This window comes from Bradyrhizobium sp. CCGB20, from assembly GCF_024199855.1.
Classification (GTDB): domain Bacteria; phylum Pseudomonadota; class Alphaproteobacteria; order Rhizobiales; family Xanthobacteraceae; genus Bradyrhizobium.
Genome location: NZ_JANADN010000001.1, coordinates 2,109,840 through 2,132,977, shown reverse-complemented (window position 1 = coordinate 2,132,977; position 23,138 = coordinate 2,109,840). Strand labels below are relative to the sequence as shown.

The 23,138-nt window shown below is 64.5% G+C and carries 20 protein-coding genes; 1 reads left to right on the top strand and 19 read right to left on the bottom strand.

The window, feature by feature from the left end; all coding sequences use genetic code 11:
• Nucleotides 1-42: 42 nt before the first annotated feature.
• The 10 genes from NLM15_RS09725 to NLM15_RS09680 all read right to left on the bottom strand — a co-directional run bounded on the left by NLM15_RS09725 (nucleotide 43) and on the right by NLM15_RS09680 (nucleotide 11,249).
• The gene (locus tag NLM15_RS09725; RefSeq protein WP_254116741.1) at nucleotides 43-1,770 is read right to left on the bottom strand and encodes a chemotaxis protein; all 1,728 of its coding nucleotides are present in this window, start codon (nucleotides 1,768-1,770) and stop codon (nucleotides 43-45) included.
• A gap of 5 nt (nucleotides 1,771-1,775) precedes the next feature.
• Nucleotides 1,776-2,867 (bottom strand): chemotaxis response regulator protein-glutamate methylesterase, encoded by a 1,092-nt coding sequence (locus NLM15_RS09720; RefSeq protein ID WP_254116740.1) that lies wholly within the window; start codon nucleotides 2,865-2,867, stop codon nucleotides 1,776-1,778.
• A 16-nt stretch (nucleotides 2,868-2,883) separates the two neighbouring features.
• Nucleotides 2,884-3,738 carry a protein-glutamate O-methyltransferase CheR gene (locus tag NLM15_RS09715; RefSeq protein ID WP_254116739.1) on the bottom strand — a complete coding sequence of 285 codons (855 nt, stop codon included), beginning with the start codon at nucleotides 3,736-3,738 and terminating at the stop codon, nucleotides 2,884-2,886.
• A 141-nt stretch (nucleotides 3,739-3,879) separates the two neighbouring features.
• Nucleotides 3,880-5,682: a methyl-accepting chemotaxis protein gene (locus NLM15_RS09710; protein ID WP_254116738.1), complete on the bottom strand. Its 1,803-nt coding sequence runs from the start codon at nucleotides 5,680-5,682 to the stop codon at nucleotides 3,880-3,882.
• Between the two features lie 60 nt (nucleotides 5,683-5,742).
• Nucleotides 5,743-6,219 (bottom strand): chemotaxis protein CheW, encoded by a 477-nt coding sequence (locus NLM15_RS09705; protein ID WP_254116737.1) that lies wholly within the window; start codon nucleotides 6,217-6,219, stop codon nucleotides 5,743-5,745.
• A gap of 65 nt (nucleotides 6,220-6,284) precedes the next feature.
• Entirely contained in the window at nucleotides 6,285-7,979 is a 1,695-nt protein-coding gene (locus tag NLM15_RS09700; RefSeq protein WP_254116736.1) for a methyl-accepting chemotaxis protein, read from the bottom strand.
• A gap of 51 nt (nucleotides 7,980-8,030) precedes the next feature.
• Entirely contained in the window at nucleotides 8,031-8,492 is a 462-nt protein-coding gene (locus NLM15_RS09695; RefSeq protein ID WP_254116735.1) for a chemotaxis protein CheW, read from the bottom strand.
• Nucleotides 8,492-10,564: a chemotaxis protein CheA gene (locus tag NLM15_RS09690; protein ID WP_254116734.1), complete on the bottom strand. Its 2,073-nt coding sequence runs from the start codon at nucleotides 10,562-10,564 to the stop codon at nucleotides 8,492-8,494. The genes NLM15_RS09695 and NLM15_RS09690 overlap by 1 nt, the downstream gene beginning before the upstream one ends.
• On the bottom strand, nucleotides 10,561-10,926 hold the full coding sequence (locus NLM15_RS09685; RefSeq protein WP_018644022.1) for a response regulator: 366 nt from the start codon (nucleotides 10,924-10,926) through the stop codon (nucleotides 10,561-10,563). The genes NLM15_RS09690 and NLM15_RS09685 overlap by 4 nt, the downstream gene beginning before the upstream one ends.
• Nucleotides 10,926-11,249, bottom strand: coding sequence for a lipid asymmetry maintenance protein MlaB (locus tag NLM15_RS09680; RefSeq protein WP_254116733.1), 324 nt, complete (start codon nucleotides 11,247-11,249; stop codon nucleotides 10,926-10,928). The genes NLM15_RS09685 and NLM15_RS09680 overlap by 1 nt, the downstream gene beginning before the upstream one ends.
• Nucleotides 11,250-11,534: 285 nt before the next feature.
• Between NLM15_RS09680 and NLM15_RS09675 the strand changes: the two genes are divergently transcribed.
• Nucleotides 11,535-12,671, top strand: a complete 1,137-nt coding sequence (locus NLM15_RS09675) for an HD domain-containing phosphohydrolase (RefSeq protein WP_254116732.1) — start codon at nucleotides 11,535-11,537, stop codon at nucleotides 12,669-12,671.
• A 76-nt stretch (nucleotides 12,672-12,747) separates the two neighbouring features.
• On the opposite strand, the gene NLM15_RS09670 is transcribed toward NLM15_RS09675, so the two are convergent.
• From NLM15_RS09670 to NLM15_RS09630, 9 genes are all read right to left on the bottom strand, one after another.
• A complete protein-coding gene (locus NLM15_RS09670) occupies nucleotides 12,748-13,707 on the bottom strand; it encodes an ABC transporter substrate-binding protein (protein WP_254124195.1) in 960 nt (319 codons plus the stop codon).
• A 44-nt stretch (nucleotides 13,708-13,751) separates the two neighbouring features.
• Nucleotides 13,752-15,857: an adenylate/guanylate cyclase domain-containing protein gene (locus tag NLM15_RS09665; protein ID WP_254116731.1), complete on the bottom strand. Its 2,106-nt coding sequence runs from the start codon at nucleotides 15,855-15,857 to the stop codon at nucleotides 13,752-13,754.
• A 21-nt stretch (nucleotides 15,858-15,878) separates the two neighbouring features.
• Nucleotides 15,879-16,895: a transporter gene (locus NLM15_RS09660; RefSeq protein ID WP_254116730.1), complete on the bottom strand. Its 1,017-nt coding sequence runs from the start codon at nucleotides 16,893-16,895 to the stop codon at nucleotides 15,879-15,881.
• Nucleotides 16,896-16,970: 75 nt separating this feature from the next.
• Complete coding sequence (locus NLM15_RS09655) at nucleotides 16,971-18,398, bottom strand: DUF1254 domain-containing protein (RefSeq protein ID WP_254116729.1); 1,428 nt, start codon at nucleotides 18,396-18,398, stop codon at nucleotides 16,971-16,973.
• Between the two features lie 195 nt (nucleotides 18,399-18,593).
• A complete protein-coding gene (locus tag NLM15_RS09650; protein ID WP_254116728.1) occupies nucleotides 18,594-19,535 on the bottom strand; it encodes an HlyD family secretion protein in 942 nt (313 codons plus the stop codon).
• A complete protein-coding gene (locus NLM15_RS09645) occupies nucleotides 19,535-19,774 on the bottom strand; it encodes a DUF3302 domain-containing protein (RefSeq protein WP_254116727.1) in 240 nt (79 codons plus the stop codon). Before NLM15_RS09645 ends, NLM15_RS09650 begins: the two co-directional genes overlap by 1 nt.
• A gap of 33 nt (nucleotides 19,775-19,807) precedes the next feature.
• Complete coding sequence (locus NLM15_RS09640) at nucleotides 19,808-20,257, bottom strand: hypothetical protein (protein ID WP_254116726.1); 450 nt, start codon at nucleotides 20,255-20,257, stop codon at nucleotides 19,808-19,810.
• A gap of 140 nt (nucleotides 20,258-20,397) precedes the next feature.
• The gene (locus NLM15_RS09635) at nucleotides 20,398-21,402 is read right to left on the bottom strand and encodes an HAD family phosphatase (RefSeq protein WP_254116725.1); all 1,005 of its coding nucleotides are present in this window, start codon (nucleotides 21,400-21,402) and stop codon (nucleotides 20,398-20,400) included.
• 31 nt (nucleotides 21,403-21,433) lie between these two features.
• A complete protein-coding gene (locus tag NLM15_RS09630; protein WP_254116724.1) occupies nucleotides 21,434-23,116 on the bottom strand; it encodes an arylsulfatase in 1,683 nt (560 codons plus the stop codon).
• Between the last annotated feature and the right edge of the window lie 22 nt (nucleotides 23,117-23,138).

Below are 23,138 nucleotides of genomic sequence, written 5' to 3'. Positions count from 1 at the left end.
ATCCATCAAATTGCCGCCGACCCCTGCCGTCAACGGCGAGCGTCAAAACAATTCTATGCCGTCATCCGCGGTCTCGACCGCCTCGACGCGACGCGTGGCGGCGATCGACGCAAGGCCAAGCGTCTGCAGGAATTCGCGGTGAACGTCCCGCTCGCGCTCCATCGTGTAGCGCGCGAAGAGATCGTCGAGCATCGCCTGATCCTGCGCCTCCGGCTGTGGCCGCTGCGCGCCCGCGCTCGCGGTTTCGAGACGCGCGGCAACCGCGGGCAAGGCCGCGGAGCTCTCGCCGAGCGAGTTCATCAGACCCTGCGCCGAATTCATCAGGCCTTCGAATTCCGCGCCCTCATCGACGAGCCGGCCCATCAGCCTGCCGAGCCGTTCGTTGCCGGCCTCGACCTCGCGCAGCGCCTGGAGGATCTGCGGCTCGAACTTGGCGAGCTGCGTGGGATCGCCCTGCACGCGAAGCTCCTTCAGCTCGTTCGCCGAGCGCTCGATGCCGTCGAGCACAGGCCGCAAGCGCCCCGCGCCGGCCGAGACCTGGTCGGCGGTCGCCTTGAGCTCGTTCGCGATCACGACGAAGGCGCTGCCGCGGCTGCCGAGATGGCTGGCCTTGAGGCCCGCATTCATCCCGATCAGGGTAATATCGACAGTCGCCTCGGCGAGCCCGGCGATCGCCTGGCGAAACTTTGCCAGCGTGTCCTCGACGATGGCGAGCGCCTCGTCGACCGAGCGGCCGGCGCTCTCGCAAGTGGCAATCAGGGCCGAGGCATGTGCCAGCGCCTGCTTGATGCGCGCGAGGAACGAAGATGAGCCGCCCTCCTCGCCGCCGAACAGCGTGCGGCCATGGCCGACGACATTGCCCGCATCCTGCAAGATGGCGGTGAGCGCGCGAACGATCTGGCCGATGTCGCCGCCGAATTCGCGCTGGGCGTCCCTGAGCAGGGCCGCCTGTAACTGGCAGATCACGCGCGCGCCGTCGTCGCTCGCAACCGCTTCGGGAACGAGGCTCGGCGCAGATTCCGCTGCACGGCCGAGGCCATGACAGACATGTTCGAGGCGCTGGCGCGCGCTGTCGCCGGCCTGCAAGGAAATGATCGCGCCGCCGACCGCCTCGGCGATCTTCCTGGTGCTGGTGCTCGCGAGGTCGGCGAGCTGGCTGCTGTTGCGGCGCTGGGCCCGCAATCCGGAATAGGCTGCACCGAGCTCGGCGCTCTCCGACACCAGTTGATTTCGATAGCGGCTCTCGAACTCCCTCTGCCGGCCGGACGCCATCGCAACGGCTTCCGACAGGCGCTGCTGGTCCCGCGCGCAGCCCTCGATCGAGCGCTGCACGGCCTTGCCGAGATCGTAAGCCTCCTGCGTGAAGGCGAGAAAGCCCTCGCGGTCGCCATCCAGCGACGCCGCCTCGATCCGCGCGCTGCGCGCGATGATGGTGATCATCTGGATATGCTTGAACAGCGGCTTGAGCAGCGAGGACGCCTCCGCCGTGCTCGTGCCGATTGTCGCAAGCAGGACGCTCTCGGCCGGCAGCGCCTCCGCCAGCTCGCTGAGCCGCGCGGCGATCTCCTGCAACGCGGTGGCGGCACCCTCGATCTCGGCGCCGGAGAGCTCCTCCGAGAGCGTCGCGAGGCCCTGGTTCAGCTCCTTGAATATGAGGTGGCCGCGACCGAGCTCGTGACCGACCCGCGCGAAGACGTCCTCGATCCGCGACGAGACATCCTCGATCGCGGCGGTCGCCTCAGCAAGCGTGTTGGCCGGAATGGCGGACATTGCAATCAACCTGCCACCGCCACATGCCCGGCCTGGTACCAGAGCATGATCTCGCGCGGGATATGATGCAGCGAGACCACCTTCTCGACACCGCCATGCGCGATGGCTTCCTTGGGCATGCCGAACACCACGCAGCTCTCCTCGTCCTGCGCGCGTGTCGAGGCACCGAGCTTGCGCATCTCCAGCATCCCGCGCGCGCCGTCGTCACCCATACCCGTCATGATCACGCCGAGCGCGTTGGCGCCCGCGTGCTGGGCCGCCGAGCGAAACAGCACGTCGACCGAGGGGCGATGCCGCGACACCGGCGGCCCGTCCTTGATCGCGATCTGGTAGCGCAGGCCGATGCGCTGGAGCAGCATGTGACGGGCTCCCGGCGCGATATAGGCGCAGCCCGGCAGCACCGGCTCACCGTCCTCCGCCTCCTTGACCTTGATCTGGCAAATGCTGTCGAGACGCCTGGCGAAGGCCGCGGTGAACCCTGCCGGCATGTGCTGGACGATGACGATGGGCGGACAGTGCGGCGGCAGCATCTCGAGGACGTCGTTGAGCGCTTCGGTCCCCCCGGTCGATGCGCCGATGCACACGATGCGTTCAGTCGTCGGCCGGACCCTGCCCTGCACCGGCGGCGGAATGATCGCGTCGGCGGTCAGCTTCCTCTCGATCGTACGGCGCTCCGCCCGCGGGCGCACCCGCGCACGCGCTGCCGATTTCACGGCCTCGCGCAGCCGCGTCGAGCATTCGAGCAGCGCCTGCCGCGTGTCGATCTTCGGCTTCGGCACGATGTCGACCGCGCCCGCCTCGAACGCCTCGAACATCACGTTCGAACCTTCTTCGGTGAGCGAGGAGCAGATGATCACCGGGATCGGACGCTGCGCCATGATCTTGCGCAGGAACGTCATGCCGTCCATCCGCGGCATTTCCAGGTCGAGGATCATGACATCGGGGATTTCATTCTGGAGACGCCGCGCCGCCGCGAACGGATCGGACGCCGTCCCCATCACCTCGATGTCGGGATCGTCATTGAGGATCGTTTGCAGGATTTGGCGAACCGACGCCGAATCGTCCACGATCAGCACGCGAACTTTCTCCCTCGGCATTTTAGTCGCGCTCCGGCTAGACCTGGAAAATGGTTGGCTGAACTTGCTTCAAACCCGGCACTGCACTGTGAATCATCGATTCCGAATGTCCGACCAGCAGATAGCCGCCCGGCCGCAAATGGTTGCACAAATGCTCGACCACCTTGCGCTGCGTCTCGCGTTCGAAATAGATCAGGACGTTGCGGCAGAAGATGATGTCGACGTCGCGATCGACGGGATAGGATGAATCCATCAGGTTCATCCGCATGAAATGCGTCATGCGCCGCAACTCCGGCACCACCCGCACCTCGCCGCGCATCTTGTCGCGCGACGTCAGAAAATATCGTTTCAGGAAAGGTTCCGGCACCGGTGCGAGCACGTCACGGGTGTAGATCGCGCTCTTGGCGAGGCGCAGCACCGCCGTCGAGATATCGGTCCCGAGGATGCGGTACTGAAACCGCGATCCGCTCCGCGTCATGTCATCCAGCACCATGGCGGTGGTGTAGGCTTCCATGCCGGTGGAGCTCGCCGAGCTCCAGATCTTCAGGTTCGCGTTCCTGCGCCCGTGCGACTTGAGCAGCGCGGGAACCGCGACGTCGCGCATGAAGGTGAAGTGCTGGGGCTCGCGGAAAAAGTCGGTCTTGTTTGTCGTCACCACGTCGATGAGGTGGGTCAGCTCGGTATCGAAATGATCCGCATCGAACAGGTTGTCGACATATTCGTTGAGGTCGGAGAAGTTCAGCGCGCGCACGCGCTTGTGCAGACGCCCCTCCAGCATCAGCCGCTTGCCCTGCGGCAGCTTGATGCCGACCTGGCCCTCGATCAATTCGGCGATGGTCCGGAAGTGGCGGTCCGACAGATGGACGGCCGTATCCTGCAGGGCAGGCATCATCGCTGGCTGCCCCCATCCGGGATGGCCGCCGCCTGCACTGAATGTCGGGCCGAACGGGCCATCTCGAATCCTACGCGTTTACGCTGGTGACTGAAGAGCGGTCGGCCCACCGGCGAAGGCGGGCCGATTCCGTAAACGGATCTAGCGCTGGAACTCGGCGTCCCGATCGTCCTCACCGTCGTTCATGTCGAAGGCGAAGCCGCCGCCACCGGCCACCTTCACGGCGCGAGCCGGCTTGGCCTGCGGCTTCTTGGCCGGACGCTCGGTGGCCGCCATGGTCGCTGCCTTGGCACGGAGCTGATTGACCGCCCGGTCGATCGGCGCAGCCGCCTGGGCGCGGCCCTGCTCGATGCGGAAATAGGCGATGGTCGACTGAAGCTGCTCGGCCTGCGAGGCGAGCTCCTCGGACGTCGAGGACACCTGCTCGGAGGCGCTGGCATTCTGCTGACCGACCTTGTCGAGCTGCTGGATCGCCTGGTTGATCTGAGCCGAACCGACGTCCTGCTCGCGGCAGGCCGCGGTGATCTCCTCGACGAGCTCTGCCGTCCTCTTGATATCGGGGACCAGCTTGGAGAGCATGGAGCCGGCCTCCTGCGCCACCTTGACGGTCTCGGCCGAGAGCGTGCCGATCTCGGCGGCGGCCGCCTGGCTGCGCTCGGCGAGCTTGCGCACTTCGGACGCGACCACCGCAAAGCCCTTGCCGTGCTCGCCGGCGCGCGCGGCCTCGACCGCGGCATTGAGGGCGAGCAGGTCGGTCTGGCGGGCGATCTCCTGCACGATCGTGATCTTCTCGGCGATGGTCTGCATCGCGTTGACGGCACGCCCCACAGCGGCTCCGCTGGCCTCGGCGTCCTTGGCCGACTGCGCGGCGATCTTCTCGGTCTGGTTGGCGTTGTCGGCGTTCTGCTTCACGTTCGAGGCCATCTCCTCCATTGAAGAAGACGCTTCTTCCGCGGACGAAGCCTGCTCGGTCGCGCCCTGCGACAGCTGCTCGGCGCTGGCGGACAGCTCCTGGCTGCCGGCGGAGACGTTCTGCGCCGCGGTCAGGGCTTCCGACACGATCTGCCGAAGCTTTTCGACCATGCGCTCGAGCGCGAGACCGAGCGTATCCTTGTCCGACAGCGGCTTGGCCTCGACCGTCAGATCGCCCTGGGCGATCTGGTTGGCCAGCGCCGCAGTCGCATTCAGATTCACCGTCATCGCGTTCAGCGACTTGATGAGATCGCCGATCTCGTCGTTGCTGGACGACTCGATCTTGTGGCTGAGATCGCCGATCGCCACCGCGTCGGCAAGGCCCACGGCCTGCGCCAGCGCGCGGCTGATGTTCAGCGCGATCCAGGTCGCGGCAACCGCAGCGATCAGCAAGGAGGCGATGACCAGGCTCAACAGTATCAGTTCGGCGCGGGCGCCATCCTGCTTGGCCTGCTCGGCCTGTTCGGCCATGTTCTTCTTGACGTTCTTGATGTAGCCGTCGGCCGCTTCGATCGCGTCCGCGACGACCTTGCGGCCGTCGTGCATGGAACGATCCAGCGCCTTCGGCTTGTCGGTCCTTGCAAGCTGGACCGTCTCATCCTGATAGGCGTTCAGCTTGGCGAACGCGACGTTGAAGCTCTCCATCAGCTTCTTGCCGCTTTCGCTGGCGGCCGCGTAGATCTCGTCCTTGGACTTGGCGACCGCGTCGCGGTTCTTGATGAGATCGGCCCGGAACTGATCGTGCTCTGCGTCGGACGCCGCGAGGATCGAGTTCTTCTCGGCGCGTACGAGGAACAGGATGCCTTCCTTCAGCTCGGCGGCCTTTTCCATCCGGCCTGCACGGCTGACCAGAAGCTCGGTGGTGCCGACCATGTCCGCCAGCTTCATGTAGCCGACCGCGCCCGCGATCATGGAGAGCAGGATGACGACGCCGAAGGCGCTGGCAAGCTTGGCTTTGACGGTGAATCTCATGTCAGTCTCGTTGGTTCGAATTGGGGTGCTTACGCTCGATCACGCTTCACACTTGCAAACTCAGGCGGCGCGCGACGTATCGCGCCCTTCGGGGATCTCGTCGTTCGCCATCAGCTTGGCGAGATCGAAGATGACGACGAATTTCTCACCCTTGCGGCCGATGCCGGCGGCATAGTCGGACTGCCATTTGCCGCCGACTTCGGGGATGGGCTCGATCGCCTGCTCGTCGATGTCGGTGACCTCGAACACGCAATCGGCGACGAAGCCGACGCCGACCAGGCGATCCTTCATCGGCACGTCGAGGATGATGATGCGGGTCGCTTCAGTCGCCTCCACGGTCGGCAGGCCGAGCTTGGTGCGGAGGTCGACGATCGGATAGCCGCTCCCGCGCACGTCGATCATGCCGAGCAGGAAATTCGGCGCATGTGGCAGCCGTGAGATCGGCCGCATATCGAGAATTTCCCGGACATTGCGGATGCTGATGCCGAACGTCTCGCCGGCGAGCCCGAGCGTCAGATATTGCGAGGTTGCGGCCATGATGCAGTCCAGAGGTCCCAAGGTTTGCGAATAGGCGCGGTCCGGCACGAGGCCGGACCGGTAGATCAGCGTTGGAACTCGGCGTCGCGATCGTCCTCGCCGTCATGCATGTCGAATGCGAAGCCGCCGCCGCTGGCGACCTTCATCGCGCGCGCCGGCTTGCGGGCAGGCGCGGACTTCTTCGCGCCGCGATCCGCAGCCGCCATGTGCGCGGCCTTGGCACGGAGCTGGGTGACCGCCCGGTCGATCGGCGCGGGCGCGCGCTCATCACGGCCGGCATGCTCGATGCGGAAGAACGAGATGATCGACTGAAGCTGCTCGGCCTGCGAGGCGAGCTCCTCGGAGGTCGAGGAGACCTGCTCGGACGCGCTGGCGTTCTGCTGCCCGACCTTGTCGAGCTGCTGGATCGCCTGGTTGATCTGGGCCGAGCCGACGTCCTGCTCGCGGCAGGCCGCAGTGATCTCCTGGACCAGCTCGGCGGTCTTCTTGATGTCAGGCACGAGCTTGGACAGCATGTCGCCGGCTTCCTGCGCGACCTTGACGGTTTCCGTCGACAGCGTGCCGATGTCCGCGGCCGCCGCCTGGCTGCGTTCGGCGAGCTTGCGCACTTCGGAGGCAACCACCGCAAAACCCTTGCCGTGCTCGCCGGCGCGCGCGGCCTCGACCGCGGCGTTGAGCGCAAGCAAATCGGTCTGGCGCGCGATCTCCTGCACGATCGTGATCTTCTCGGCGATGGTCTGCATCGCGTTGACGGCGCGGCCGACGGCGACGCCGCTGGCTTCGGCATCCTGGGCCGATCGCGCGGCGATCTTCTCGGTCTGATTGGCGTTGTCGGCGTTCTGCTTCACGTTCGAGGCCATCTCCTCCATCGAGGACGAGGCTTCCTCTGCCGACGAGGCCTGCTCGGTCGCGCCCTGCGACAGCTGCTCGGCGCTCGCGGAGAGCTCCTGGCTGCCGGCGGAGACATTGCTGGCCGCAGTGAGTGCTTCCTCGACGACCTGACGAAGCTTCTCGACCATCATGTTCAGCGACTTGACGAGATCGCCGATCTCATCGTTGCTGGTGATGTTGATCGTCTGGCTGAGATCGCCGCTCGCCACCGCACCGGCGAGACCGACCGCACGGCCAAGGCCACGGGCGATGCTCATCGAAATCCAGATTGCGGCGATCAGGCCGATCGCAAGGGATGCCACCACGGCCGCGACCAGCATCATGTGCGAGCGGTTACCGTCCTCGTGAGCTTGCGCGGCCTGGTCAGCCATGTTCTTCTTGACGTTGGCAACGTAGGTGCCGGCGGCTTCCATAGCGTCGCCGACCGCCTTGCGAACCTCGGTCATCGAGCGCTCTGCAGCCTTCGTCTTGTCGGTCCGGGCGGTCTTGAGCACCTCGTCCTGAACGGCGTTCATCCGCGTATAGGCGGCACCAAAGTTCTCGATCAGCTTTTTGCCTTCGGGCGAAGCCGCCGCATGGATCTCCTCCTTCAGCTTCGAAAGCGTCTCGCGCTGCTTGGCAATCTCGGCGAGGAAGCGATCCGCATCGGCTTCAGGGGCCATAATGAGGTTCTTCTCGGCGCGAACCTGGAGCAGGATGCTCTTTTCAATTTCAGCCGCACGGTCCATTCGGCCAGCGCGCGACACCAGGCTGTCCGCGGTGTCGATCATCTCGCTCAGCTTGACATAAGCGAGCCCGCCCGCCGCCATCGAGAGCAACAGGACGACGCCGAACGCGCTGGCAAGCTTTGCCTTGACCGTAAATCTCATTGCAGCCCCCAAACCCAAGTCAGATCTCAAGTCCCGCCCCTGGGACTCGTCTCAATTCAGAATGCGTTCCATGTTTGGAACGATGACGAACTCTTCGCGCCATTTGGCGATGAAGCGGATGAACTCCGGCTTCCAGTGCATGCCGACGCGCGGCGTCTGCTGCACATCGGCCTGCGAAATCTCCGTAACCTCGTAGACCTTGTCGGCCGTCATGCCGACCAGCACCGGCTCGCCGTCGAGTTCGATCTCGATGACGACGATGCGCGTGTCGGCCGAATCCGCGAGTTGCGGCATGCCGAAGCGTATGCGCAAATCCGCCAGCGGGATGACGTTGCCGCGCACGTTGATGACGCTGGGAACGAAGGCGCGCGCTCCCGCGACCCTGGTCACGGGGACGGGATCGATGATCTCGCGCACGAGGCCCGCGTCGAGCGCGAACTTCTCCTCGCCGAGCCCGATCATCACGACCTGCATCGCGCCCGCCTGATGCTCGCCGGCCTGCATCTCGTTCATCACGCCGCCTCGCTGATATGCTGCTTCTCGACCTTCGACTGCGCCAGCGCGACGAGTTGCGCGACATCGAGGATCAGCGCTGCCGTACCGTCACCCAGGATCGTCGCGCCCGAGAAGATCGTGACGTCTGAGTGCAGCTTGGAGAGCGACTTGATCACGGTCTGGTGGTTGCCGATGATCTGGTCGGCGACGAGGCCGACGCGGGTCTCGCCGGTCGAGATGATGATCGTCTTCTGGTGCCGGTCGGGCGAACCCGAGGCGGACATGATCTCGCGCAGGCGCAGGAACGGGACGAGGTTGCCGCGGACGTTGAGGAAGTTGCGGCCGCGCGAGCGCTCGTCCTCGGCCGTCAATTCGACGCATTCCTCCACCGCCGACAGCGGAATGATGTAGCGGCCTTCGCCGACGCGGATCAAAAGACCTTCGATGATCGCCAGCGTCAGCGGCAGGCGCAGCGTCACCGTGGTGCCCTGGCCCGGACGCGTCGACAGGTCGATCGTGCCGCGCATGTTCTCGATGGTGCGCTTGACAACGTCCATGCCGACGCCGCGGCCGGACAGCGCCGAGATGGTCTGGGCGGTCGAGAAGCCCGGGTGGAACAGGAACTGGTGGATCTCGTGATCGGTCAGCACGGCGCCGGAGGCAATCAGCCCCTGCTCTTCCGCTTTCGCGCGGATGCGCGCGGTGTTGAGGCCGCCGCCATTGTCCTTCACGGTGACGAGCACCTGCGCACCGGAATGAACGGCGGCGAGCTCGATCCGGCCCTGCTCCGTCTTGCCGTTGGCGGCGCGGGTCGCGGTGTCTTCGATGCCGTGGTCGATGGCGTTGCGGATCAGGTGAACCAGCGGATCGGCCAGGCACTCGATCATGGTCTTGTCGAGCTCGGTATCCTCGCCCGTGGTGACGAATTCGACCGGCTTCGACAGGTCGCGCGACAAATCATGCACCAGGCGGCGGAAGCGGCCGAACAGCGAGCCGATCGGCACCATGCGCGCGCCCATCGTGGTGTCGCGCAAGGAGGAGGCGAGGCGCTCGATTTCCTCGGCGATCATCTTGATCGAGAGGTCCGAGCCGGACGAGGCGAGCTGCGACAGCCGCGCCTGGGCGATGACCAGTTCGCCGACCCGGTCCATCAACTCGTCGAGACGCTCGGCCTGGACCCGGACGGTGGCGATGCCGCGATCCTGCTTGGCTTCGGGCTTCGCTTCCGGCTTTGGCTCGGTTTTGGGCTCCGCCTTGGCGACGGGCTGCTCGGCAACATGCGCTGCGACGGCCTCGAGCACCGGCGCAATCATCTCGGCCACCGGGGCCGGCTCCTCGTCGAGCAGCTGCAACAGCGGTAGCGGCGCGGGCGCTTCGACATGCTCCAGCGGCGAGAGCGTCAGCTTCATCTCGTCCGAGACGAACATGAAGACGTCGTCGATCGCGTCCTTGTCGCAGGCCGCGTGCAGCTTGACGTCCCACTTCAGATAGCAGTCTTCCGGCTCCAGCTCGTCGAGAAACGGGATGCCGTCGGTCACGGGCACGACGAAGCACGGGCCGAGCTTGCAAAGGTCTTCCAGCAGATCGAGCGGGTTCGAGCCGTTACGCAGGATGTGGGATTCGAATTCCAGATACAGATGCCAGCCGGCCTGCTTGCTCTCACTGGCGGTCAGCGGCGGCGCTTCAGCGATTTCGGCGACGGGAGCGACAGGCTGGTCGGGAAACACATAGCGCTTGAGGTCGTCGAGGATGGCTTCGCCGATGATGTCGTCGGTCGACTGCGGATCCTCGATCAGCGCGCGGATATAGTCCTTGGCCGCGAGTGCGACCGAGATCAGCTCCTGCGTCGGCTTGATCTCGCCCTTGCGGACGCGGTCGAACGCGGTCTCGAATTCGTGGGTGAAGGAGGCGACCTTGTCGAAGCCGAACATGGCGCCCGAGCCCTTGATCGTGTGCAGGGCGCGGAAGGCGGAATCGACCAGCTCGCGGTCGTCGGGACGCTGGCCGAGATCGAGCAGGGCCCCTTCCAGGACCTCGAACAGCTCGCTGGCTTCCTGGCGAAAGACCTCGGTCGGGTCCATCGCGCTCATGCGCGCACCAGCTTGCCGACGACGGCGAGCAGCTGTTCGGGCTTGAAGGGCTTGGTGATCCAGCCGGTGGCGCCCGCGCTCTTGGCTTCCTGCTTCACCGCGTCATTGGATTCGGTGGTCAGGAACACGATGGGCATGCCGACCGCGCTCGGCAGCTTGCGCAGCGCGCGGATCAGCTCCAACCCGTTCATGACGGGCATATTGAGGTCGGTGATGACGAGGTCGAGCTTGCCGGCCTGGGCCTTGGCAAGCCCCTGCGCGCCGTCACCGGCCTCGATCACGCTGTGACCGGCCGGCTCGAGCACGACCTTGATCATCTGCCGGATGCTCGGGGAGTCGTCGACCGTGAGAATCGTGGCCATCAGGTGCCATCTTTCTTTTGCGGGAAATGCTGATCGATCATCGCATCGCTGGCGAAGCCGGCGCGGCGAAGGGTGTTGCGCAGAGACTGGGAGAATGATGTGAGCACCACCGGGCGGCCCTGGGCCTCGCCCGTCCTGGCGGTCGACAGCAGAAGCTGGATCGAGGTCACGTCGGCCTTGTCGACGCTCGAACAATCGATCTCGAGCCGGTCCTGCCGGCCGAAAGCTTCGCGGATCAGGTCATAGACGTTGCGGATCGCAGCGATGCTGCAATCCGCCGGCAGCCGCAGGGACCACTTCGGCTCGGTGACATCAGACGACATTCGTCCCCCAAACTCCAGGGACTCGCTGCACGCATCGCGCGAATCCCGCACGACGACTATTCGCGTTGGAGAGTGCGCAAACCCTTAATGGGCATCACCGTACAACTACGGGTCACATATCGAAGAACTTCGCCTGTGCATGCAGACGTGCATGGATCGCTCAATTCTCATGCGTTGTGCGCATTCATGAGTCAGTTCGCCGCGGCCCAAGCGTTTGCTCCGCGTTAAATCGCAAAGGCTATTCGTGGAGGTCATGCCTCGCCATCCGAACGAGCCCGGCCGCCGATGCTGACCCAAGCGCTTCTGATTGATGACAGCCGCTCTGTCCTCAATTTCCTGAAACGTCATATCGAAGCCGAAGGCCTGGTCGAGGCCACGACCTTCCTTGATCCCGTCGCGGCGCTGGCTTGTGCGCGCGAGCGCGTCTTCGATCTCGTGCTGGTCGACTACGAGATGCCGCATATGGACGGCATCAGCTTCATCCGCGCCTTCCGCACCCTGCCCGGCTGCGCCGACATTCCGATCGCGATGATCACGTCGCGACAGACCGATGACGTCAAGATGGAAGCGCTGCAGGCTGGTGCAACCGATTTCTTACCGAAACAGCCACAGAGCGTCGAGATGACGGTGCGCCTGCGCAATTTGGTGCGGCTTGGTGCAGCCGTACGCAAGCAGAACGACCGTGCCGCGGATCTCGCGAGCGCGGTTGCGGCCGCGACCCAGAAGCTCGGCGAGCGCGAGGAAGAGATCATCCTGCGGCTCGCGCTCGCGGTCGAATACCGCGACAACGATACCGGTGAGCATACGCTGCGGGTCGCCCGCTACAGCCGCATCATCGCCGAGCAGCTCGGTCTGCCGGCCCGGCTCTGCCGTGACATCTATCTGGCCGCGCCCCTGCACGACGTCGGCAAGGTCGCCATCCCCGACAGCATCCTTCTCAAGCCCGGCAAGCTGACCGACGACGAGATGGCGGTGATCCGGACCCACGCGACGATCGGCGAAAGGATCCTGGCGGACTCCAGCTGCGAGCTGATCCAGCTCGGTGCTCAAATTGCCGCAGGTCACCACGAACGCTGGGACGGCGCGGGCTATCCGAACGGCCTCAAGGCGGACGAGATCCCGGTTGCCGCGCGCGTGGTCGCGGTCGCCGACGTGTTCGACGCCCTGACGACGCGCCGGCCATATAAAGAGCCGATGCCGCTGGACGTGGCGCGCAACTACCTGATCGAGAACCAGGGCCGGCAGTTCGATCCGGCCTGCGTCGAGGCCTTCCTGTCGCGCTGGGACGAGGTCGTGGGGATCGCCGCCGGGCGGGGCGCAGCCCTGCTTCAGAAAGCCGTGGCATCCATGGCACCCATGAGAGAGGCCGCCGAGGGCCGTCCCGCCCCGGATAGCCTGGAAACGGCCTGCCCGGCTGCGTGACCCGAGCTCACTGCCGCGCCATTGCCGGCATTCGATCGGCCGCATCTTGCCTGACGAGGGGCGTGAACGAACCGGGCTACTGCACGATGTCCAGATAGAGCTGTGTGTCGAAATAATCAGACGCGCGCACAGCGCCTGTGATGCCGGCGTCCGCCATGAAGAAATCGCTGACCTGCTGGAGCCACTTCACCACGGTTCCATCGGTGTATAATCGCTTCCATTCCCGCGACGAAAACAGCTTCTGCGCCTTGAACGCCTCGACAATGTCCGCGACCGCGGCCTGGCTGTAGTGCTTCTTCTGGAGAGCTTCGGCGGCGGCCGCAGGGCTGCGCACCATGTAGTCGTTGGCGTCCGCCCATGCACGAATGACCCGTCCGAGGATATTCTTGTTCGCCGCAGCATAGTCGACGCGGGCCGCCCAGCCGCCGAGGACGGCGGATTGCGGATAGAACGCCGACGCATCCACGAGCCTGACCGCGTCGGGCACGGCCTCGCGCACGGCGATATTGAACGGCACCCAGAGTGCCACGGCCGAGACCTCGCCGGCGATGAACGCCTTGACCGCAGCCGACATGCTGCTGTTGACGATCTCGACCTCCGACGGATTGATGGAATTGGCGCGCAGCGCGCGATCCAGGAAGATGTGCGCCGTCGTCTGCCCGGTCGTTGCGATCCGCTTGCCCCTCAGTGCGGCGAAACCGTCCACCCCGAGGGCCGGCCTGACCCAGAGCTGGGCCGTGGCGATCTCGATGTCGTTGATGAGGAAGCCGCGCCCGGCACCGCGCGCCAGATAGCTCGAGATGACCCCGCCCGCCGAAAGCACGTCGATCTGGCCTTTCGCCATCGCCTCGAACACTTCCGGCCCGGTGTTGAACTCCAGCAATTCGAAGTCGATCCCCTGCCTGTCGAACGCACCGCGATCGAGCCCGGTCCAGATGTGGCCATCCACGGCGACGACGTGGAGATAGCCGAGCCTGATCTTTGCGCGGGCCTGGGCCAGCGCCGGCGCGGCCAGCGTCGGGGTAACGGCCAGCATCGCCGCCCGGTGCAGCAATTGCCGCCGGCTGACGCGACGCGCGTTCACGCCGCCTGCCCTTTGTTCGGCCCGGAGGCACGCAACTGCTGGACATGATGTTGCGCGATGCCGTCCCTGGGATAATCGAGCATGAAGCCGGAGAGCTGAGCCAGGGTCGTCTCGGCCGTGCCCTCCCGTGCGATCGCCGCGAAAACTTCGTCCCAGCGCCGGCACATCGCAATGTCGGCCTCGCTCGCCTCCGCAAGCTCGCCACGCAGCTCGCTCACCTCGATCGCATCGGCAAATCCCTTGGGCCTGATACTGTCGACGCTTCGGAACAGGAACGCTTGACTGGCACGTGCGCGGACGGTGGCGCTGACCAGAACACGCGTACCGTAATTCTTGTTCAAGCCCTCCAGTCGTGACGCCAGGTTGATGGTCGCACCGAGCGCCGTGTAGTTCATCCGGTCGCTCGATCCGATATTGCCGACGACGGCATCGCCGACATGCAAGCCGAAGCGGGTCTCGTAAGGCGGCCAGCCCTCGCGCCGAAACTCCTTGTTGAGTGCCTCGTTCGCCGCAAGGCATGCCAGGATGGCGCGACACGCGTTGACGGTGTGGTTCGGATCATCCGCCGGCGCGTTCCAGAACGCCATCACGGCATCGCCGATATATTTGTCGATCGTGCCCTGATGCCGCATGATCTCGTCCGACAGCGCAGCGAAGTAGCGCGAGGTGTAGACCATCACCTGCGACGGGTCGGCCCTCTCGGTCTTGGCGGTGAAGTCGGCGACGTCGGTGAACAGAACCGTGACCTCGCGCCTGGCCCCGCCGAGGCTGAGCGAGGAACCGGTTTCGATCAACTGCCGCACGACCTGGCGAGGAATGAAGCTCGCAAAACTCCGCACCACGTTGCGCATGGTGAACACTGAGCGGCCGAGTTCCTCGATCTCGGCGATGACAGAATGAATCCGCGGCCGCTCTGCGATCTGAAAGCGCTGGATCTCGTCGGTCTGATCGACGATCTTCCGCAGCGGCCGCGCCATCAGCGATCCCAGCCAGAACGCGAATGGCAGGGTGGCGCCCACGAATGCGAGCGCAAGGGCGAACAGCGTGCGGCGTTCGCCGACGATCCGCGAGTAGAATTCGTCGAGTGGCGCGATCATCGCAATGGAGACATTGGCGGACCCGGTGGTCGCAAGCCGATGCACTGCCGCGACATGGGTTCGACCCGACGCATCCTCGAAGAACTGCTGCGCCGGCCCACCCTGCCGCCAGGAGGCGATGATCGGTGCAATCGCGGGCAGCCGGAGCGCGCTGATCTGCGGCAGATCATCCTGCCGTTCCGGTATCTCCGCCATCAAGCGGCTCATTTCGGGGTGACCGACGATGCGACCGGATTCGTTGAACAGGAAAGCGAGACCGGAGTGCCCGAGCTTCTGCTGCGCCAGCATGTCCTCGAACCGGTTCAGAAGCACGTCGCCGGCGACGACGCCGCGGCGCCCTTCTCTCAGCGGCGATCGCAACGTATAGCCGGGCTCGCCCGTGGCATAGAAGACGTAGGGGCCGGTCAGCAGCGTCTTGTCGTTCTTGAACGCCTCGACATACCATGGCCGCTGCCGCGGGTCGTAACCTGCGGGGCCAGCGACTTCCGCAACCTGGATGAGGTTCTCCGACAGAAACTGGGTGACAGGCTTGGCGCCGGCCGTGCGCGATATCACGACCAGCCGGAAAGCTGCATCCTGATCGACATTCAGTCCCTTCCTGAAGGCCGAATTGGCCCGGTCTATGACGTCCATCTCGATGAAGGAGCCGTCCTCGTAACCGACATAGAGATTGAAGAGCTGCGGGTTGTTCCGCAGCATCGCAGCCATCAGAACATACAGCCGCGAATTGTCGGCAATCTCGGCCTCCTGAATCGATGGCAGGCCGGACAGGATGTCGAGATTGTCGCGGACGTTCTTGAACTGCTCATCGACGTGATCGGCGCCGAGCTGGGCCACTTTCTCGATGAAGCCGCTGGCCGCGGCCCGCGTGATCACCGTCACGCGTTCGAAGCTGAGATAGACCAGAGTCAAGCCCACGAGCAGCACGACGGCCACGAACACCGTGATGATCGATGTCTGAAAGCCGATGCGCAACGCGCGCTTGCTGGTGCGGTCTCCGGTCATCGGAGCTCCGTGACGCCTCCGTCAGTATTTTCGAACGATCGGTTTCGACGGGGCCGTCGCGGGCGCCGCCTGCGAGACCGAGAAGGTAACCCACGTCGACCAGCTGTTCGGACGGTTTTCGACCTCCAGGTCCTTGTATCCCCTGACATTGAGATAGCCCTGGTAGCCGTCCGACATCGGGATCATGAATCCGATCTGCGGACCGATGCCGACGGCCTGCCCCCTGAAGCCGCCGAGCTTCGCACCGGGCCCCCTGTCGTCCGTGATCTGCTGGAAGAAATAGCCTGCGACCCCGACGTGAACGGTCTTGCTGACGAACTGCGACGCGGCCCAGTCGACGTGGAAATCGATGCCGTTCTGGTACTGGAGGAACGGGTTCGTGAAATTGTAGGTGAGCCCGCCGACGATCGAGAACTCATGGCCGGTTTTCAGGTCGAGATAGGTGTAGCCGGCTCCCGCGTCGATCGCGGGAAAGCCGAAGCTCAAATTGGCGAGCCGGCTGGAATCGTAGGTGCCGCTCGGGATGTTGCCGGTGATGTAGACCATCTCGTTGTGAACGCCCTGATTCCATTTCAGCGTGCCCTGGTAGAACACGTCGGTCAGCGTGGTGCGGTTGTCGGTCGCGCTTCCCGAGATGGTGTTGCCGCGTGGACCGGTCAGCGTCGCATCGACGCCGACGCCGATGTTGCCAGGCGCGGTGATCAGCGTGACCGCGGCCTGACCGCCGAGCACGGGCATCGCGGAGGTGTAGGTGATGCCCTGAACGAGCACATCGGCGTGCGCATTGAGGCCGGCGGTCACCGAGCCGGGCACGCCCCCGCTGGTGACGAAGTTCTGCCCTCCGCCCCCTTTCTCGTTTAGATGGATGTAGATGGTGGAATAGGCCCAGCCCGGCGTCACCGGAACGGCGGCAAGGCTGCCGAAGATGCCGGGAAGCCAGAAGCCCACGCCGCCCGAATCCGCCAGCGCGGGCTGGGCAGAGAAGCTGGTCAACGCCAATGTGGCTGCAAACCCGGCCTTTCCTAGATGTCCCCTCATGTCACGTCCCCTTCCGTTCCATCAAGTCGTCCACCCCGACAGGTTATGCCTGTCCTTAGCTCTCGTCGCGGCCCTCTATTTCGTGGCGCCTCCAATTGTGGTTGCGACCCGCTCGACGTCAGGCAATCTCCAGCTGTGATCGAACAACGGCTTCTCCGGCCCGTAAAGACGGAAAAGCAACTCGAATTTTCGGGTGGGATCAGTGGGCACCCAATTGGCATCCTTGCCGTCCGGCGCCTTCGGACCGAAATAGACATCGACGGAGCCGTCGGCGTTTTTTTGAAGACCCGGGCTGATCGACGCGCGGCTCGCGCGCGGCATGTTGCGCACCAGCGCATGGGTCTCGCGGTCGTAGACGGTGGCCGACCAGTACTGCTTCACCGGCGCGTTTGCCGGCACGCTCAAGCGATAGGTGACGCTACCGTCAAAGTCCTGACCATCCTTGTCCTTGTTGGCCATCAGATAGAACTGCGCGGTGCCGAGCCGCTTGATGCCGGTGTAGCCGAGCGTGTAGGTCACGCCGCGCATGTCGACCGGATAGGCATTCGGGTCGCCGTAGCCGCCGCTCGCCGCCTTCACCATCTCCGGCACGGCCGCCGGGAACCAGCGAATGCCGGGATTGATGACCGGGAAGCCGGCGTCATAGATCTGCGCAAGGAGTGCATGCGCCTCTCGTGCGGCCTGGTCGAGCAGCGTGACCGTCTTCTGATCCGGATTGAACGGCCTGCCCTTGACGATTCCGATGGTCGCGAGTTGGTCGATCATGGCGCGGTCGCGATCGAGCCACGGCTCGTTCTGCACCACGCGGTCGAGGCCGCGGTAGAAGCTCGCATCGTAGGGAATCGTCGCGTCGAACAGGACGTCGTAAGCGTCCGTGAAGTTCGTCGGCGGCGGCTCCTTCGCGCTCGCGAGCGGATAAACCTTGATCTGCTTGCCGTAGGCCACCGACTTCTCGACATCGGCATCGCCATGGCTGACGAGATTTGAGCGCAGCAGCGCAAAGCCGCTGAACACGTCGGACTGGAGTGCAATGTAGCCCGCAGGCACCTCACCCTTATGCCCAGGCGGCAGGATCAGATACTTGCCGCCCTGCCCCTTGTCGGCGCCTTCGGGACCAGTATCCTCCAGCGGCATCTGCCAGAGCGTCACGATGTTGCCGGCGATCGAACCGCCCTGCGCCGGCGGAATCTCGACCACCACCGGCCCGTCCTTCACGTTCCAGAACGACATGAAGTAGATCGAATCCGGATTGGGCGTCAGCGTCTGGTTCTTCCAGTTCACCGGCTTCGACCAGTAGACGATCTCGTTCGGCTTCGCCTTCGTCGTCTTGAGCATGGTCTGAAGCATCAGATCGGCGTTCACCGCCGGCATGCCCCAGATCATCGCTTCGACCGCACGACGCTGAATGTTGCGCGCGGCGAGCTCGTCCGGCGACATATTCTGGGCATGCGCGCTGAGGACCAATAGAACCAGGGCAGCGGCGCCGACGATTGCTCTTCTCATCACAGCCTCCCTCGCTCTACGTTCCACTCGCCGGCTGCGGCTCGGAGAATTTCCACTTGCCGCTCAAGATCTCCGGGCGTCGCGCGGGTGAAATTGTCGACCGTCACCGGCACCGGTGATTGCGCATGTGCAACCGGGATACTCAGAAGGACGATCGAGGCGGGCAGTGCGGCTATTCTCATTACTTTCTCTCGTTCAGAACGGATTGACGTAGTTCAGGATCGCTAGCTGACGCAGGACCACGCGACGGACGATGTGGGCCGGCTTGACGTGGTCGGTGTAGATCGCCGCCGTGCCAGCGCTGCCGGCCGGCAGGCGCCTCGCAAACTCCGCATCCTCGAGCCTGACCCGGACGACGAACGGCGCTGCCTCGATCGCCTTCGGCAGGACCGCCGTGCCCGAGGTCTGCGCCTGTCCCGGTGCGATCGCCTGGAGCACGCTCTCGACCTTGCCGGCGTAGATTTTCCCGGGCGCGAATTTGAAGGTGGCCTCGACCTCCTGGCCGGGTGCGATGTAGCGCGCATCGATCTGGTTGATCTCGACGCCGATGATGGTCGAGGACGTATCGATGAAGGCCATCACCGGCGACAGTGGCAGACTAGACACACGCGCCCCCTTGCGCAGCGCGAGGTTGGTGACGTAGCCGTCGGTCGGTGCGCGTACGACGGTCTTCTCGAGATTCCATTGCGCGGACTCCAGTTGGCCGGACAGCTGGTCGACCTCAGACTGCCGCTGCTCGACATCGAAGCCGCGCCCGGCATCGCGTTCGAACAGCTGCGTCATCTGACCGAGACGCGTCTTGGCGAGCTTGAACTGGGCGTCGATCGCCTTGACTTGCGCCGCATAAGGCGTCGGGTCGATCTTGAACAGCACGTCGCCGGATTTGAGCGGCGCGTTGGCGACGACCGGTACGTCCGTCACCTCGCCCGCCACGTCGGGCACGATCGAGACGGCGTTACGTACGACCAGCGCATTGCCCTGCGGTGCGCCCCATCCCATCGGGATCAGCAGCCCCAGCAGCACGACCACCATTACGATCGCCGGAGACACTTTCCAGAACAGGTTGAAGGGCACGATCTTGAAGTGCACCAGCAGGAACAGCAGCACGAGGTAGATATTGAGAATTGCAACGGCCATCACGCATCTCCTGCCTTGCGCGCGGGCACGTCGAGATAGGCCCAGATGAAGGCGATCGGCCACAATGCGAAGCCGAAAAACAGCGTGATCCAGCCTGCGACCATCACGGCTTGCGCATGCGGATGATTACGCGATTTCGCGATGTGCCCGGGCAGCCATCCGGCGATGCAGACCACGGCGATCGCGCTGGCAAGCAGGATCACCAGCACGATCCAGGCGAAGATGTCGTAGCCGCTCATGGCGGTGACCTCCGTTTCATCGGAGCGTTGCCATCACTGGCAGTAGTCCCAGAAGCCCTGCGTCCGGGACGGATCGGTGTAGTACCAGCACATGCCGGGCGCAGGCGCAGCACCTGCCCACGCTGCGGCCGTCGCCGCTGTCACCATGCCGATGGCCGCACCGGCCGCGATGGCGCCACCTCTCGGCCAGCCGTACCAGCCCGGTCGCGCCCAGCCGCCGCGGCCGGCGACCGCCGTCGTGTGGCGAACCGCGACGTTGCCGCGCGGTCCCCTAACGGCGGTGGTGCCGCGATAGGCCGCTCCACGCGGACCAACGGCAGCCCCGCCACGATGAACGACTGCACCGCCACGAGGACCGACTGCCGCCCCGCCGCGGCGCCCGGCGGCGCGCACCTCGATGAGGTCGGGCGACGCGACCGCGTCCTGGTGTATTGCACCGGGTTGAAGTGGCGCGGCGGACACCGTCTCAACGGACAGGGACACGCCGGATGCCAGCAAAACAAGAGCCGTTGCCAGCGAAGTTGTGCGCGCTTGAATAGACATTTTGTTCCTCTTCATGCTTCCCGTTGCTGTTTTTCAAATGTGCTGTGCGCCGGAATTCGAGCGCCACTTGCGGCGGCCGCTCACGGCTTGGCGTCTGGTTTCGCCGGAAACACCTCCTTCCAATCCTGCTTCATGTCGACGACGGTCCACCCGGCGACCCCGGCCGCGTCGAGCGCCTTGTCGAGCTTGCCGAACTTGGATTGACGGTCGTAGGCGTATTCGCGCGCCGCGTCGGTGTGATGCACGATGCCCGCAAAGCGCGCGCCCGCTCCGGCGGTCGTCCACTGCAGCATCTGCAGATCGCCGTCGGAGTTGCCGAAGGCGAAGATCGGACGCCGTCCGATGAACCGGTTGATCCCGACCGGCTTGCCGGCGCCGTCGTCGATGAACTCGATCTTGGCGAGCTTCATCAATTCCGGCTTGCCATCCTTAGCGGTCTCGAATTGCACGACGCCGGACGAGCCGACCACCTGCTCGGGTGGGATGCCGTAGGCCTTCTCGACCCAGGGCCGCATGAACTCGACGCCGCCGCCTGACACGATGAACGTCTTGAAGCCGTTGGCCCGCAAATAGGCCAGGAGCTCCAGCATCGGCTGGTAGATAAGGCTGTTGTAGGGCCGCTCGAACCGCGGATGGCGCGCGGTGGAGAGCCAGTCGGTGACGGACTTCGAGAATGCATCCGTCGTCATGCCCGCATGCGTCGCCGCAACGATTTGCAGAAGTCCCTTCTGCCCGGACTCGGCGAGTGCCTTGGTGTCCTTGTCGAGCAGCGCCTTGAACGGCTGCTTCTGCTTCCACTCCGGGTGCTTCGGTGCCATCGCCTTGACCTGGTCGATCGCGAACGCGAGCTGGAAATACATCGGCTGCTCGCACCAAAGTGTCCCGTCATTGTCGAAAACCGCGATGCGTTCGGCGGGCGGGACGAAATCCGGTCCGCCGTCACGCGTGACGCGCGCGACGAAGTCGGCAATCGCCTTCTTCGCCGCGCCGTCGTTCCAGGACGGCAATGGATCGGCCGGCTGCGCCACCGCGACGCCAATGGACACGAGACATGCAAGCAGCATGACTGCAAGCCGGTTGATCATCGCAACTGCCCTTCCTTGCCGTTGCCTCTCGCTATTGCGGCTTCATGCGCTCGAGCTCGTTGAGCCGCTTCAATGCCGCTTGCTGCCGCAGCAGGCCGTAATTGATGCCGCTCGCGTTCAGCGAGCTGCCTTCCTGGTAGGGGAACTGATCGAAGTCGGAGAAGAACTCCTTGATCTTTCCCTGCACGGGCACGATCAGCCAGATATTCCGGGCCAGGAAGTCGATACCGCCGCCGCCTTCCTCCAGACCGCGCTCGTAGGGATCCATCCGCAAGTTTGCGATCAACGACCACGAGGGCACTTCGCGGGTCGCGGTCGCGATGTTTCCCTTGGACGCCGTCGCAAAGCTCAACTTCCAGTCGTTCCACCTGATGGCGTTGAGGTTGCCGCCCTGATCAAAGTAGTAGATCGTATCTCGCGGCGGCGTCTCGCCCTTGAAGAACGGCAGGAAATTGTAACCATCAAGATGGACCTTGAAGTTCTTCCCGTTGGCCGTGAAGCCCGCCTTCATCTTCTCCTTAATGTCCGGAATGCCGGCCGCGGCTGCCAGCGTCGGGAACCAGTCGATCAGCGAGATGACCTCGTTATATTGCGTGCCCGGCTTCACCACGCCCGGCCAACGCACCATCATCGGAATGCGCATGCCGCCTTCCCATGTTGTGCCCTTCTCGCCGTGGAACGGGGTCATGGCGCCATCAGGCCACAGCGCGATCTCTGCGCCGTTGTCCGTGGTGTAGAGCACGATGGTGTTGTCGGCGATGCCGAGATCGTCGAGTTGCTTCAGCAACTCGCCGACCATCCCGTCGTGCTCCACCATGCCGTCGGCGTGAATACCCTTGCCGGTCTTGCCGAGCGACTCCTTCTTGAGATGGGTGAAGACGTGCATGCGCGTCGAGTTGAACCAGACGAAGAACGGCTTGTCGGCCCTGGCCTGCCGGCCGATGAAGTCCTTGGCGGCCCCCAGGAACTCCTCGTCGACGGTCGGCATGCGCGCGGTGTTGAGCGGGCCGGTGTCCTCGATCTTGCCGTCCGCGGATGACTTGATGACGCCACGCGGCCCGAACTGCTTTCGGAAGTTCGGGTCCTTCGGATAGAAATAGCCCTCAGGCTCTTCCTCCGCGTTGAGATGGTAGAGATTGCCGAAGAATTCGTCGAAGCCGTGCTTGGTCGGCAAATGCTCGTCACGATCACCAAGATGGTTCTTGCCGAACTGACCGGTTGCGTAACCTTGCGCTTTCATCACGTCCGCAATCGTCGGCATCCAGTCCTGGATGCCGTGGGGATCGCCGGGCATGCCGATGGTGAGAAGGCCAGTCCGAAACGGTTCCTGGCCGAGGATGAAGGACGCGCGTCCGGCGGTGCAGCTCTGCTGGCCGTAGGAATCGGTGAAGATCGCGCCTTCGCGCGCGATCCGATCGATGTTGGGCGTGCGATAGCCCATCATGCCCATGGTGTAGGCGCTGATCTGGGGAATTCCGATGTCATCGCCGAAGATGACGAGAATGTTGGGCTTGCGGCCACCTGGCGGCGGCGCTGCGGCTGGCGACGGCGAAGGTGCGGCTTTCTGTGCCTGCGCGAGCGCCTGCGATGTCAGCGCCGCAGCGGCAACGATGGACGATGTGCCGAGCAGCACGGCCCGGCGATGGATGGCTGAATTGTCGCTGCTGTTGGAGTCGGTAACGGGATTGTTCGCGGTCTTCGTCTCGTTGGTCATTCGACGCTCCTTGATCCACGTG